This is a genomic window from Variovorax sp. V118, assembly GCF_041154445.1.
GTDB classification, from domain to species: domain Bacteria; phylum Pseudomonadota; class Gammaproteobacteria; order Burkholderiales; family Burkholderiaceae_C; genus Variovorax; species Variovorax boronicumulans.
On the sequence record NZ_AP028663.1, the window covers coordinates 2,370,278 to 2,382,980 of the forward strand.

At 70.4% G+C, this 12,703-nt stretch carries 13 protein-coding genes; 9 read left to right on the forward strand and 4 right to left on the reverse strand.

Annotated elements, in window-relative coordinates; translation table 11 throughout:
* The 9 genes from ACAM52_RS10875 to fabG are packed head-to-tail and all read left to right on the forward strand — an operon-like array spanning position 1 to position 9,212.
* The gene (locus tag ACAM52_RS10875; protein ID WP_070060740.1) at positions 1 to 645 is read left to right on the forward strand and encodes a hypothetical protein; all 645 of its coding nucleotides are present in this window, start codon (positions 1 to 3) and stop codon (positions 643 to 645) included.
* A gap of 16 nt (positions 646 to 661) precedes the next feature.
* Positions 662 to 2,377, forward strand: coding sequence for an AMP-binding protein (locus tag ACAM52_RS10880; RefSeq protein ID WP_369646996.1), 1,716 nt, complete (start codon positions 662 to 664; stop codon positions 2,375 to 2,377).
* Positions 2,374 to 3,384, forward strand: a complete 1,011-nt coding sequence (locus tag ACAM52_RS10885; RefSeq protein WP_144004381.1) for an acyl-CoA synthetase — start codon at positions 2,374 to 2,376, stop codon at positions 3,382 to 3,384. Before ACAM52_RS10880 ends, ACAM52_RS10885 begins: the two co-directional genes overlap by 4 nt.
* On the forward strand, positions 3,356 to 3,991 hold the full coding sequence (locus ACAM52_RS10890; protein WP_139701610.1) for a LolA-related protein: 636 nt from the start codon (positions 3,356 to 3,358) through the stop codon (positions 3,989 to 3,991). Before ACAM52_RS10885 ends, ACAM52_RS10890 begins: the two co-directional genes overlap by 29 nt.
* Positions 3,988 to 6,393: an MMPL family transporter gene (locus ACAM52_RS10895; protein WP_369646997.1), complete on the forward strand. Its 2,406-nt coding sequence runs from the start codon at positions 3,988 to 3,990 to the stop codon at positions 6,391 to 6,393. The genes ACAM52_RS10890 and ACAM52_RS10895 overlap by 4 nt, the downstream gene beginning before the upstream one ends.
* Positions 6,393 to 7,247, forward strand: coding sequence for a polysaccharide deacetylase family protein (locus tag ACAM52_RS10900; protein ID WP_369646998.1), 855 nt, complete (start codon positions 6,393 to 6,395; stop codon positions 7,245 to 7,247). The genes ACAM52_RS10895 and ACAM52_RS10900 overlap by 1 nt, the downstream gene beginning before the upstream one ends.
* Positions 7,244 to 8,014: a class I SAM-dependent methyltransferase gene (locus ACAM52_RS10905; protein ID WP_369646999.1), complete on the forward strand. Its 771-nt coding sequence runs from the start codon at positions 7,244 to 7,246 to the stop codon at positions 8,012 to 8,014. The genes ACAM52_RS10900 and ACAM52_RS10905 overlap by 4 nt, the downstream gene beginning before the upstream one ends.
* Positions 8,011 to 8,484: a hydroxymyristoyl-ACP dehydratase gene (locus ACAM52_RS10910; protein WP_369647000.1), complete on the forward strand. Its 474-nt coding sequence runs from the start codon at positions 8,011 to 8,013 to the stop codon at positions 8,482 to 8,484. The genes ACAM52_RS10905 and ACAM52_RS10910 overlap by 4 nt, the downstream gene beginning before the upstream one ends.
* Complete coding sequence (fabG, locus tag ACAM52_RS10915) at positions 8,481 to 9,212, forward strand: 3-oxoacyl-ACP reductase FabG (protein WP_062471225.1); 732 nt, start codon at positions 8,481 to 8,483, stop codon at positions 9,210 to 9,212. Before ACAM52_RS10910 ends, fabG begins: the two co-directional genes overlap by 4 nt.
* A 256-nt stretch (positions 9,213 to 9,468) precedes the next feature.
* On the opposite strand, the gene ACAM52_RS10920 is transcribed toward fabG, so the two are convergent.
* The 4 genes from ACAM52_RS10920 to ACAM52_RS10935 form a co-directional block, all read right to left on the reverse strand.
* A complete protein-coding gene (locus ACAM52_RS10920) occupies positions 9,469 to 10,161 on the reverse strand; it encodes a mobilization protein (RefSeq protein WP_369647001.1) in 693 nt (230 codons plus the stop codon).
* Positions 10,162 to 10,241: 80 nt separating this feature from the next.
* Positions 10,242 to 11,540 (reverse strand): type II toxin-antitoxin system HipA family toxin, encoded by a 1,299-nt coding sequence (locus tag ACAM52_RS10925; RefSeq protein WP_369647002.1) that lies wholly within the window; start codon positions 11,538 to 11,540, stop codon positions 10,242 to 10,244.
* Positions 11,537 to 11,857 carry a transcriptional regulator gene (locus tag ACAM52_RS10930; protein WP_070060699.1) on the reverse strand — a complete coding sequence of 107 codons (321 nt, stop codon included), beginning with the start codon at positions 11,855 to 11,857 and terminating at the stop codon, positions 11,537 to 11,539. The genes ACAM52_RS10925 and ACAM52_RS10930 overlap by 4 nt, the downstream gene beginning before the upstream one ends.
* Positions 11,858 to 11,912: 55 nt before the next feature.
* Positions 11,913 to 12,683 carry a hypothetical protein gene (locus ACAM52_RS10935; RefSeq protein WP_159276935.1) on the reverse strand — a complete coding sequence of 257 codons (771 nt, stop codon included), beginning with the start codon at positions 12,681 to 12,683 and terminating at the stop codon, positions 11,913 to 11,915.
* Positions 12,684 to 12,703 lie beyond the last annotated feature (20 nt).

Here is a 12,703-nt window from a genome sequence, read left to right on the forward strand (position 1 = left end):
ATGTCCCGATGGCGACTCGTCCTCCTGCTGCTGGTAGGGGTCACGTATGCCGGCCTCTCCCACTGGATGACGCTGTTCCACGCCACCGAGCCCTGGGCTGTGGTGGTGTTGCTCGGCCCGTTGTGGATCGCGGCCATGGGCTGCGCCGCCAGCTGGTTCGGCCGCTGGGGCCTGGCCATTGCGGCGGCGCTGGGCATCGGCGGCTTCTCGCTCGTCTTCCTCGGTGAGGCGGGCGACACGAACCGCCTGTACGTGCTCCAGCACATCGGCATCAACGGTGCCTTGTGCGGCTGGTTCGGCTCGACGCTGCGTGGCAAGGGCCTGCCGCTGATCACCCAGTTCGCGCAACGCGTGCACCCGCTGAAGGGGCACATGCTGTCGTACACGACGCACCTCACGCAGGTGTGGACGGTGTATTTCGCCGTGGTGGTCGTCTCGTCGATCGTGGTCTACCTGACGATGCCGTTCTCGGCCTGGTCGCTGCTGGCCAACGTGCTGTCGCCGCTGAGCGTGGCGCTGCTTTTCGTGGGCGAGCACCTCGTGCGCTACCGCCTGCATCCCGAATTCGAACGCACGCGCCTCGTCGATGCGGTGCGCGCGTTCTACGGCACCTCGACGGTGGACAACGGCGCTGGCGGCCAATGAAACAGGCGCAGCCCGCGTGATCCTCGACACCGCTTCTTCTTCCTTCCTGCCGCTGCTCGCGGACCGCAACCCCGACGCGCCCCTGGCCTGGCGCGCCGGCCAGCCGGTCAGCACGCGCCAGTTCCTGGCCGACGTCGCGCGCCTGGCGCCCGCACTGCCCGCCGAAGGGCCTGCCGTCAATCTGTGCCTCGACCGCTACGCCTTCGCCGTGAGCCTGGGCGCCGCGCTGGTGCGCGGCCACGCCAGCCTGCTGCCGCCCGATGCGCGGCCGGACACGCTGGCGCGCCTGACCGAAACCGGCGGCGACCACCTGTTCGCGCTGACCGACGACGCCAAGCTCGAGACGCCCGGCATGCGGCGCCTGCAGGTCGAAGCCGTGCCCGGCCCGGCCGGCGATGCGCTGGTGCCCGCCATTGACGGCGGCCGGCATGCGGCCAGCCTGCTCACGTCGGGCTCCACCGGCGTGCCGCAACCGCATGCCAAGGCCTGGCGCACGCTGGTCGGCGACGTCGAAGTGGCGGTCGAGCGGCTGTGCCGCGTGCTGCAGCGTCCCACGCTCGAAGGGCTCACGCTGGTGGCGACCGTGCCGGTGCAGCACAGCTACGGCCTGGAGTCGTCGGTGCTGCTCGCGATGCTCGGCGGGGCCGCGTTCGAAACCGGGCGGCCGTTCTTTCCGGCCGACGTGGCGAAGGCGTTGGCCTCGGTGCCGCGGCCGCGCGCGCTGGTGACCACGCCGTTCCACCTGAAGACGCTGCTGCTGTCGGGCATCGAACTGCCGCCGGTCGACCTGATCCTGTCGGCCACCGCGCCGCTGTCGCCGCAGCTGGCCGCGCAGGCCGAGCAGGCGCTGGGCGGCGTGCTGCTCGAAATCTACGGCAGCACCGAATCGGGCCAGGTGGCCACGCGCCGCACGACCGAGAGCGAAATCTGGGAAACCTTCGGCGAGATCCGCGTGCATGCGGAACCGGGGGAGGGTGACGGCCCCGAGCGCTTCATCTTCAGCGGCGACTTCATTCCCGAGCCGACGCCGATGGCCGACGTGCTCGAGCTGCTCGATGCACGGCGCTTTCGCCTGTTCGGGCGCGCCAACGACCTGATCCACGTCGCCGGCCGGCGCAGTTCGCTCGCGCACCTGAACTACCACCTGAACAGCATCGCGGGTGTCGAGGACGGCGCCTTCTGGTTGCCCGACGAGGTGGCCGACGGCGTGGTGCGGCCGGTGGCGTTCGTGGTCGCGCCCACGCTGTCGGCGGCGGACATCATTGCTGCACTGCGGCAACGGCTGGAGCCGGTGTTCGTGCCGCGCCGCGTGGTGCAGGTCAAGGCCTTTCCGCGCGAAGGCACGGGCAAGCTCACGGTGCGGGCGCTGCGCGAATTTGCGTTGGCGCAGCTGGCCGACGACCAGACGCCGGTGCAGATGGCGCACACGGTGCCGGTCGACCATCCGGCCTTTGCCGGCCATTTCCCCGGACAGCCGCTGGTGCCCGGCGCATTGCTGCTGGCGGAGGTCATGGAGGTCGTGCGGCGCGTGCCGGCGCTGTCGGCACGGCTCGGCCCGAGCCCGACGCTCGCGGCCGCCAAGTTCCTGGCGCCCGTGCGGCCTGGCAGCACGCTGTCCATCGAGCTGCAGCCCGAGGCCGGCACCGGCCGCGGCGTGCGTTTCGACGTGCGCTGTGACGGCGTGGCGGCTGTCACCGGCCGCTGGACGGCTGTGCCAGAGTCGGCGGGATGAAGCACACCGACGCCGAAACGCGCGCCGTGGACGAAGCGGCGCGGCAGACTGCCCGCCCGGCGGCCCAACAGGGCGACTGGGCGCGCGCGCCCGAGCGCAGCAACATGCTGGCGCTGCGCTTCATCTGTCTCATGGCGCTGGTGTGCGGACGGCACGTCACGCGGCTGCTGCTGCCGCCGATCAGCCTGTACTTCCTGCTGTTCGCGCCGGCGCCGCGCCGCTACATCAAGCGCTACCTGTTCCGGGCCATCGGCCCGCGTGCGGGCTGGGTCGACGGCTACCGCCTGCTGCACGCGTTCTCCTCCACCGTGCTCGACCGCGTGTACTTCCTGCGCGGGCGCATGGACCTGTTCAAGCTGAAGATCGAAGGCAACGCCCCGATCGAGGCCGAGGCGGCCGAAGGGCGGGGCGCTTTCCTGCTCGGCGCCCACATCGGCAGCTTCGAGGTGCTCGGCGCCTGCAAGCAGCAAAAGCACCAGAACCGCATGCGGCTGGCGATGCTGATGTACCCGGACAACGCGCAGCGCATCACCGCCATCCTGAACGCCATCGCGCTGCCCGAGATGCGGCCCCACGTGATCGCGCTGGGCCGGCCGCATTCCATGCTTGCGCTGCGCGACTGGCTCGACGGCGGCGGCCTGGGCGGCATGCTGGCCGACCGCACCCTGCCGGGCAGCGAGGAGCAGCCGGCAAACCAGCGCGGCAACAACATCGTGCTGCCTTTCCTGGGCCAGCCGGCCGTCTTCAACGATGGCCCGTTCCGGCTGGCGGCGCTGCTGCGCCGCAAGGTGTTCTTCATGGCCGGCATGTACGGCGGCGGTGCCCGCTACGATGTCCGGTTCGACCCGCTGGCCGACTTCGGCACGCCGTTCGTCGACGCCGCGGAGCGTGAACGCCGCATCCGAAGTGCGGTCGAAGCCTATGTGGCCCGCCTGGAGGCGCTGTGCCGCGCCTACCCGTACAACTGGTTCAACTTTCATGATTTCTGGCTCGAAGATGCGGCTTGATCGGCTTTGCAGGGTGGTGGTGCTGGCGGTGGCTTTCTGTGCCGCGCCGGCCTGGGCGGCATTCGACCTGCCCGAACTGATGGGCCTGCTGGCTCGGCAGAAGAGCGGCGAGGCGCGCTTCACCGAGCAGCGCTTCGTGCACGGCCTCGAAGGCCCGCTCGACGCGAGCGGCACGCTGAGCTTCGAGGCGCCCGACAAGCTGGTGCGCCGCACGCTGTCGCCGCGCATCGAGACCATGTCCGTCGACGGCAACACGCTGACCCTGTCGCGCGGCAACCGCAACCGCACGCTGGCACTGGACAGCATGCCCGAGCTGCTGGGCCTGGTCGAAGCCATGCGCGGCACGCTGAGCGGCGACGGCGCCACGCTGCAGCGCTACTTCAAGAGCACCGTGACCGGCGCTGCCGGCAAGTGGACGCTCGACCTCACGCCCAACGACAGCCGGCTGGCCGCGCAGGTGCGCAGCATGCGCATCACCGGCCGCAACAGCGAGGTGTTGGGGCTGGAGATGGAGTTCGTGGGCGGTGACCGTTCGGTCATGCACATCTCGCCCAATGCGCCGCCGTCGGCGCTGCCGGCCGGCGCTCCCGGGCGCGCGACGCCGTGAGCCTGGCGCAGGCGGGCGGCCCGCCGGGGTGGTCGCGTCGCATTGTTGTCCTGCTGGCATGGTTGCTGGTCGTGGCGCTCGGCGCGGTCGTCATCGCGCGCACCCAGATCGGTGCCGACCTGTCGGCCTTTCTTCCCAAGAGCCCTGACCTGCGCCAGCGCGTGCTGATCGAGCAGCTGCAAAGCGGCGTCGCCTCGCGCACGCTGATGCTGGGCTTCGAGGGCGGCAGCGTCGCGCAGCGTGCTGAAGTCTCGCGCGCCGTCGGCAAGGCGATGCGCGAGAGCCAGCTCTTCGACCTGGTGCAGAACGGCGACGTGAGCGACTGGAGCGAGGCCGGCACCTGGGTGTTCCAGCACCGCTACCAGCTCTCGTCCGGCGTGATGCCGGGGCAGTTCACCGCCGAAGGGCTGCGCGAAGCCATCGTCGACACCCTGTCGATGCTCGGCACGCCGGCCGGCAACGCGATCAAGCCCTTGCTCGACAGCGACCCGACGGGCGAGACCCAACGCATCGCGATGGAGCTGGTGCCGGCCAGCGCACCGCGCAGCGAGGCTGGCGTCTGGATGTCGCGCGAGGCGCCGCGTGCGCTCATGATCGCCACCACGCGCGCGGCCGGCGGCGACCTCGATGCGCAGGCCGTCGCCATCGCCCGTGTGCAGGCCGCCTACGAAGCCGCCGCGCGCGGCATGGGCGAGGCCGCGCCGAAGCTGTTGTTGAGCGGACCGCCCGTGTTCTCGGTGATGAGCCGCGAAAAGATCAAGACCGAAGCCATTCACCTCGCGGTGGTGGGCGGCATCGTGATGAGCGTGCTGTTGCTGCTGGCTTTTGCCTCGCCGCGCGCGCTGGTCATTGCCTTCCTGCCGGTGGCCACGGGCGTGGTGGTGGGCACCGCGTCGGTCAGCCTGGTGTTCGGCTCGGTGCACGGGCTCACGCTGGGCTTCGGCAGCACGCTGATCGGCGAGACGGTCGACTACGCCATCTACTACCTGATCCAGGCGCGCGGCGCGGCCGTGGCCGGCACCGGCTGGCAGCGCTGGCGCGAGGTGCACTGGCCCACGGTGCGGCTGGGCCTGCTGACCTCCGTGTGCGGCTTTGCTGCGCTGGTGTTCTCGGGCTTTCCGGGACTGGCGCAGCTGGGCGTGTTCTCGATCGCCGGGCTGGTGTCGGCCGCGCTCGCCACGCGCTACGTGCTGCCCGTGCTGGCACCCGATGGCGCGACCGGCATGGGCATGCGCCGGCACATGGCGCGCCTGGCCGGCCTGCTGGTGCGCGGCCTGCCGCGCCTGCGCTGGCCGCTGGCGGCGCTCGGCGTGGCGGCGCTCGCGCTGGTGCTGTGGCAGGGCGGCCACCTGTGGCGCGCTGACCTGAGCGCGATGAGCCCCGTGCCGCGCTCGGCCCAGCAGCTCGACGAGATGCTGCGCAAGGACATCGGCGCCAGCGACGGCGGCGTGCTCGTGGTGGCCTTCGGCGACGACGAACAGGCCGCACTGCGCCACACCGAGGCCGCGGCCGCGCGTCTCGATGCGTTGGTCGACAAGGGCGAGCTCAGCGGCTACGAAGCCGTGACCCGCGTGCTGCCCAGCGTGGCCGCGCAAACGGCGCGCCAGGCCAGCCTGCCCGACGCCGACACGCTGCGCGCCAACCTGGCCGAGGCGACCAAGGGCCTGCCGCTGCCGGCATCGCGGCTCGGCCCCTTCGTGGCCGATGTGGAGGCCGCGCGCAAGCAGGCGCCCGTGCAGCGCGCCGACCTCATGGGCGGGCCGCTGGGCTCCGTGGTCAACACGCTGATGTACGAGCGACCGGGCGGTGGCTGGTCCACGCTGGTCGTGCTGCATCCCGGCCCCGGCTTCGAACAGGCGCGCCTCGAGGAGGCGCTGGCCGGGCTGCCCGAGGTGCAGGTGGTGGACGTCGGGCGCGAACTCGGCGGCCTCTACCAGCGCTACCTGCACGAGGCCTTCGTGCAGGTGCTGCTGGGCGCGCTGGCGGTGGTGGTGTTGCTGGGCGTGTACCTGCGCTCGTGGCGCCGGCTGCTGGCCGTGTGCCAGCCGCTGCTGTTCGCGGTGGTGCTCACGCTGGGCGGCATGGCGCTGGCGCAGGCGGCGCTCGGCATCCTGCACCTCGTGGGGCTGCTGCTGATCGTCGCCGTGGGATCGAACTACGCGCTCTTCTTCGACCAGTTGCGCACGACCGGTCGCGCCGACGAAGACACGCTGGCTTCACTGATGCTGGCCAACCTCACGACGGTGGTGTCGTTCGGGCTGATCGCGATCTCGGACATTCCGGCGCTGTCGTCCATCGGCCGCGTGGTGGCGCCGGGCGCCTTGCTGGCGCTGCTGCTGTCGGCCGCGTTCGCGCGCAACGTGGCGCCCGGGAAGGGCCCGAGCCCGCAGCGGTCGCGCTGATGGGAAAATCCGGACCCACCATGTCGTCGCCTTCCGCCCCTGTCGCTGCCTCCGAATCCTGGCCCTGGCCGCCGGCCATGCGCGCCAGCGCGGCCGTGCATGTGGCGGCCCTGGGCGCGGGCGTGCTGGTGCCGGGCGCATGGCCCTGGGCCCTCGGTGCGGTGGTGCTGAACCATGCGCTGATCACCGGCGCCGGGCTCACGCCGCGCAGCAACCTGCTCGGCCCGAACGTCACGCGCCTGCCCGAAGCCGCCGCTGCGCGTCGCGAGGTGGCGATCACCATCGACGACGGGCCCGAGCCCGAGGTCACGCCCCGCGTGCTCGACCTGCTGGACGCCCACGGCCAGCGCGCCACCTTCTTCTGTATCGCCGAGCGCGTGCTGGCGCACCCGGCGCTGGCGCGAGAGATCGTCGCGCGCGGCCACAGCATCCAGAACCACACGGCGCGGCATCGGCACAACTTCTCTTTCCTCGGCCCGCGCGGCTTTGCGGCGGAGATCGCGCGCGCGCAGGACATCCTGACCGACGTGACCGGCCAGCGCCCGACCTGTTTCCGCGCGCCCGCCGGCCTGCGCAACCCTTTCCTCGAACCCGTGCTGCACCGCCTCGGCCTCTCGCTCGTGAGCTGGACGCGGCGCGGTTTCGACACCCGCGAAGGCGACGCCGCCAAGGTGATGGCGCGCCTCGCCCGCCACCTGCAGGCACGCGACATCCTGCTGCTGCACGACGGCAATGCCGCGCGCACCGCGGCGGGGCAACCCGTCTTGCTGGAAGTCCTGCCCTTGTTGCTCCAACGCCTGCGCACCGATGGATTGCGCGCCGTGACCCTGCCTGAAGGATTGAAGACCGCATGAGCGCCGTGATGCCATCGACGATGACCACCGACCAAGCCTGGCGCGAGCTGCACGAGGCAGCGACAGTCCCCTACAAGAAGGGCGGCACCTTCGCCTGGCAGTTCGCGCGCGGCAAGCTCGGGCGCGACCCGGTGTTCCGCGGGCTGCTCGAACGCGGCCTGATCGACGCGCAGCACCGGCGCGTGGTCGACATCGGCTGCGGGCAGGGCCTCTTCGTGAGCCTGCTGGCGTCGATGAGCGCGATGCAGCAACAGGGCCGCTGGCCGGCCTCATGGGCCGCCACGCCGGCCGCCGCGGACTACACGGGCATCGAGCTGATGCCGAAGGACGTGGCGCGCGCCGAGGCGTCGGTCGGCCACCTGCAGCCGACGCCGCGCCTGGTGTGCGCCGACATGTGCTCGGCTGCCTTGCCCGACTGCGACCTGGTCGTGATCCTCGACGTGCTGCACTACGTGGACCTCGCCGCGCAGGAGGGCGTGCTGACCCGCGTGCGCGACGCGCTGCGCCGTGGCGGCAACCCGAAGGCGCGCCTGCTGCTGCGTGTGGGCGATGCATCGAGCACGCGTGGTTTCGCGATCAGCCAGTGGGTCGATCGCACCGTGACGCGCATCCGCGGCCACAAGGTCTCGCCGACCTGGGGCCGCCCGCTGACCGAGTGGATCGCCGTGCTGCAGCGCCTGGGTTTCCGTGTGCAGAGCATGCCGATGAGCGAAGGCACGCCGTTCGCCAACGTGCTGCTGGTGGCCGACCTGGAGACTGCCGCTTGACGGCACCGCAGACGCTCGACCGCGCGGGCATCGCCGCGCGCATTCCGCACAGCGGCAGCATGTGCCTGCTGGAGCGCCTCGAGGGCTGGGACGCCGAATCGATCCACTGCAGCACCACGACGCACAGCCAGGCGGACAACCCGCTGCGCACCGAGAGCGGCCTGCTCGCACCCAACGCCATCGAGTACGCGGCGCAGGCCATGGCGCTGCACGGCGGCCTGCTGGCGGCGGAGGGCAGCACGCCGTCGGCCGGCTTCCTGGCCAGCGCGCGCAACGTGAAGTTGGCGGCGGCGCGGCTGGACGACATCGCCGGGGCGTTGCAGGTGCGCGCGAAGCGCCTGTCCGGCGACGACCGACAGGTCTTGTATGAATTCACGGTGGCGGCCGACGACGGCCGCCTGCTGGCCGAAGGCCGGGCCGTGGTGGTCTTGAACACGCCGCTGGCGGACACCGAAAGCACACCGTCATGAGTTTCGAAGGAAAACGCACACTGATCACCGGCGCCAGCGGGGCGCTCGGCGCGGCCATGGCGGAGCGTTTTGCGCGCGACGGCGCCACCGTGCTGCTGCATGCGAACTCGCGGCCCGAGGCCATCGAGCAGCTGGCCGCGTCGATCACCGCCGCTGGCGGTAAGGCGGAATGCCATGTGTTCGACCTGCGCAGCGACGAAGCCTGCGCGGCCGGCTGCGCACGCATCCTCGAAGGCGGCGCAGTGCAGATCCTCGTCAACAACGCCGGCGTGCACGACGACGCCGTGCTGCCCGGCATGCGCGCCGAGCAATGGCACAAGGTGATCGACGTGTCGCTGAACGGATTCTTCCGCGTCACCCAGCCGCTGCTGCTGCCGATGATGCGCACCCGCTGGGGGCGCGTGCTGAACATCTCGTCCGTCGCCGCCATCGCGGGGAACAAGGGGCAGGTGAACTACGCCGCGGCCAAGGGTGCGCTGAACAGCGCGACCAAGGCGCTGTCGCTCGAAGTGGCGTCGCGCGGCGTGACCGTGAACGCGATCGCGCCCGGGATCATCGCCTCGCCGATGGCCGATGCGGTGTTCGACCCCGCGCTCATCAACCAGATGGTGCCCGTGAAGCGCGCCGGAACGCCGCAGGAAGTGGCGGCGCTGGCGGCGTTCCTGGCAGGCGATGAAGCCGCGTACATCACGGGTCAGGTGATCTCGATCAACGGCGGAATGATCTGAGGCCCGGCTGCTTCGTTCTTCCTTGCGAAGGACAGTGCATCCGTTTCACCCCGAAGCCCGGCAGGCGGTGCGGTGTGGGCGGCCCCTCTGTGCCGCCGAGGAGCGCAGCGTTTCGCGGATCAGGGCTCGCAGCTGTTTGAGCCGCAGGCGAGTTCTGCGAGACCCCGCGAAATGCGAGCACCGCAGGGGAGCCGCGAAGCGGCCGGCACAGCGGGCCCGACCACGCCGTGCCGCCTGTCGGGCGCTCCCAAAAGGCCTAGAGAGGCAGCGTATCGAACGCAGCGTAGGCAGTAGCCAGCCAAGACTTCACGCGCTGCCGTTCCAGCAATCCAAGCGCATGCGGCCCTTCGCGGTCGTTCACCGCCTTCCAGAAGCTCGTGTTCTGCGCATCGATCTTGCGCATGCTGGCTTCGTGCAAACGCGGCAAGGCAATCACGCGTGCGCCATTCGTATTGGCCTTCGACAGCGACTGCGACGCCAGCAGCATCCCGAAGTCGCTGCCGCGCCCGTAGTTCTGCACCACGATGTAGTTGGGCCGATTGCCGAAGGTGTCGATCAGCGTGCCGAGCAGGTCGGTGGAGTCCTTGCCGTCGTCCAGCACGTGCCAGAAGTTGACCGTGACGTCGATTTCCTCGAACACGTCGAACAGGTCCGATTCCTTGATCCAGCGCGACAGCGGCGCCAGCGTCTGCGCCGCGAGGTCGACGATCACGCTCTGCTTCGGGTTGGTCTCGAAGCCGTTCACCACCGTGTCTAGGCCTTCGAAGCTGTCGACCACCACGGGCGAGGCAAAGCCCTCGTAGAAGCGGGTGAAGGAGCTGTGCGAACGGTCGGTGTCGAAGCCGGTGAAGGGGCGGCTGCGATCGATGAAGTACTGGGCCAGCACGCGTGCCGTGACCGATTTGCCGACACCGCCTTTTTCGCCGCCGATGAAGTTGATGGAGCTCATGAGTGGTTGCTGCCTCGAATGGGTTGAGGGGGGGGAGGAGGGCGGATTCATTCTAGGGGTCGCCTGTCGCACCGCTGTGGCTAGCGACCCCGCTTGCTCATGCCCTGCAGCAAGGGATGTGCCTGCAGGCGCTGCTGCAGCCGTTTCTTCCACGGGGCCGGCAGTGCCGACGCGTCGATCATCGCGGGCCACTGGTCGCGCGCAAGGCGGGCCGTGTCGGCCACCACGCGCCGCATGCGCGGCTCGTGCAAGCCAGCCGAGAAACAGAACGCGCGCACATTGGCCGGCGTGAACATCGCGGTGCGACGCGCAGCGGTGGCGCTAACCGGGGCCGGCAGCAGCGGGAGCGCATGGCCCTCGACACCCTGTAATGCCGCGTAGGCCACGATGTCGTAGGCCGGCGCCAATCGCGGCGCAATGCCGTCGGGATACAGCACGCCGAAGTTCTTCAGGTGGGCATCCGGGTTGCCCAGCAGGTCGTTGACCACGAGCCGGCGCAGCAGTTCGAGCACGGCGTCTTCACCCAGCGACGGAAAGGCGCGCATCGCGAGCGCCATGTCGAGGTAGCTCCCGCTGTACTTGTGCATCGGGTCGACCGCGAGCACCTGCGCGAAGTCTTCGAAATGGATGCGGCGCGCGCCATCGCGGTCGAAACGCGTGACGGCCAGGAACTCGGGCTCGTCCGGCAGCGCATAGCTGTGCTCCGCCGCAATGGCCGACAGCGGCGCGAGTTCGGCGTGGCACACCTCGACGCCCGCCACCCCGGCCATCTGCAGCGAAAGCATCTCGAGTTGCGGCATGTGCGGCCGGCCGGCCACCGGCAGCTTGGCGATCACCCGCGTGCTGGCGCCGGCGCGCACGCGCGCCACGTAGCGTCCGCCCTGGCGGCGCAGGCCGAGCTTGGGCTGCACGCCCGAGACCGAGATGCCCTGCGGCATCGGCAACTCGACCACCGACATCTCGAGCGCGTCCTGATCCTGCGTGATGAGCCGCTGCAGCGTGCCGCGGTCCACCGACACCGGGCGCGCGGCCACGGCGCCGGGCAGGTCGCCGCCGCAGGCCGCCAGCAATTCGAAGTGGTCGTTCTCGCGGCAACCGCGCAGCTGCGCGATGTGGCTGCGCAGCACGCCTTCGGGCAGCAGGTTCTGGAAGAAGCCGGGCAACTGGCCGCCCTGGGCGTTGAACAGCGGGTTCTTCACGTCGCTCCACAACGCGGCCTGGGCGGCCGGGTCGCTCGCGACCATCGACAGTGAGAGCACGCCCGGCAGCGGGTTTGCGATCAGTTCGGGTTCCGCCACGAAACGGCACAGGTCTGCGTACTGGAACAGCTTGCCGAGGCGGTGTGCGCCGAGCGAAATCTCGAGGATCTTGACGTTCATGGCGGTGAGCGGCGGCCCCGCACGTAGGGCGGCGCGGCAGGCGCTTCGGCCAGCGCCCGGCCGACGCGCGTGGCGACCGGGCGGTAGCCGGGATCGACGGCCGTGCCTTCACCGAAGCCCTTGGGCGCGAGCTGCAGTTCGAGCCCCAGCGCATCGACCAGCGCGAGCAGCGACGACAGCTGCGGATTGCCCTTCAGGCTCAGGGCATTGCGCACCGAGCGCTCAGTGAGCCCCGAACGCAGGGCGATCTCGGCGTTCGTGAGGCCGGTGGCCCCGCGACGCGCCGTGAGGGCGGTGATGAGTTCCTGCTTGTCCACGGAAAGATATTACCGCAAATGCCTATTTGGGAAACTTATTTCCGATGCGAAGAGCCTACTTGGGTATCAGCGTGAAGAGCGGCATGACCACGCCCATCACCCAGTTCTGGCCGAAATCGAGGGCCGCCCGGCGGTATTTCTCGTCGGCCTGCGCGGCCAGCAGGTCGAGCCGTGCCACCACCTTCGACAGCTCGCGGTCGGCCACGAGATTGCGCCCGCGCTCGCTGATCTCGGTGGCCAGCAGCAGCGGCTGGCCGTCGGGGCCGGTCTTGGAGGAAATGAGCCAGAGCGAAATCTCGAAGTTGCGCGCCGTGCGGTAGCTGTTCTCGGCGTCGACCCCATCGATCATGGTCTGGTCCCAGGTGTTGCCGTTGGCCTGCTTGAGCATCGAGGCCCACCCGACGACCAGCGCCGCCACACGGTCGCCCTGGTAGGCCTGCGGGCCGGTCTCGAAGGCCAGGCGGATGGCGTCGATGCCGGTGGCGCCGCGCAATTCGGGCAGGGGCGTGCCCTGCAGGACCGCGTCCCAGGTGCGCTGCGTGGCTTCTTCCATGCTGGCGGCCGACTTGCGCCATTCGCGCGGGTTGCGCCGGTACAAGGTGGTCTGCACGCGGCGCACCGATTGCAGGTTGTCGCGCAGCGACAGGTTGGCGATGCGGTTGGTGCCCGATTGCAGCCATTCCTGGTTGCCGTAGGGCTCGGCGCGCTCGGTGGAACGGAAGGAGGAACAGCCCGTCAGCGCCAGCGGCGCGAGCAGGGCGGCCGCGGTGCCCGCCAGCAGGCAGGTGCGTCGCGCCGCGAGGGGAGAAGCCAGGGAATCGCTCATGCCCTGACGTTATCATCCAC

Bases quoted from the DNA above. Each gene is read 5' to 3' on its own strand.
- fabG (WP_062471225.1), top strand. From the start codon at position 8,481: ATGAGTTTCGAAGGAAAACGCACACTGATCACCGGCGCCAGCGGGGCG.
- ACAM52_RS10920 (WP_369647001.1), bottom strand. From the start codon at position 10,161: ATGAGCTCCATCAACTTCATCGGCGGCGAAAAAGGCGGTGTCGGCAAA.
- ACAM52_RS10935 (WP_159276935.1), bottom strand. From the start codon at position 12,683: ATGAGCGATTCCCTGGCTTCTCCCCTCGCGGCGCGACGCACCTGCCTG.
- ACAM52_RS10890 (WP_139701610.1), top strand. From the start codon at position 3,356: ATGATTTCTGGCTCGAAGATGCGGCTTGATCGGCTTTGCAGGGTGGTG.
- ACAM52_RS10875 (WP_070060740.1), top strand. From the start codon at position 1: ATGTCCCGATGGCGACTCGTCCTCCTGCTGCTGGTAGGGGTCACGTAT.
- ACAM52_RS10900 (WP_369646998.1), top strand. From the start codon at position 6,393: ATGGGAAAATCCGGACCCACCATGTCGTCGCCTTCCGCCCCTGTCGCT.
- ACAM52_RS10905 (WP_369646999.1), top strand. From the start codon at position 7,244: ATGAGCGCCGTGATGCCATCGACGATGACCACCGACCAAGCCTGGCGC.
- ACAM52_RS10885 (WP_144004381.1), top strand. From the start codon at position 2,374: ATGAAGCACACCGACGCCGAAACGCGCGCCGTGGACGAAGCGGCGCGG.
- ACAM52_RS10925 (WP_369647002.1), bottom strand. From the start codon at position 11,540: ATGAACGTCAAGATCCTCGAGATTTCGCTCGGCGCACACCGCCTCGGC.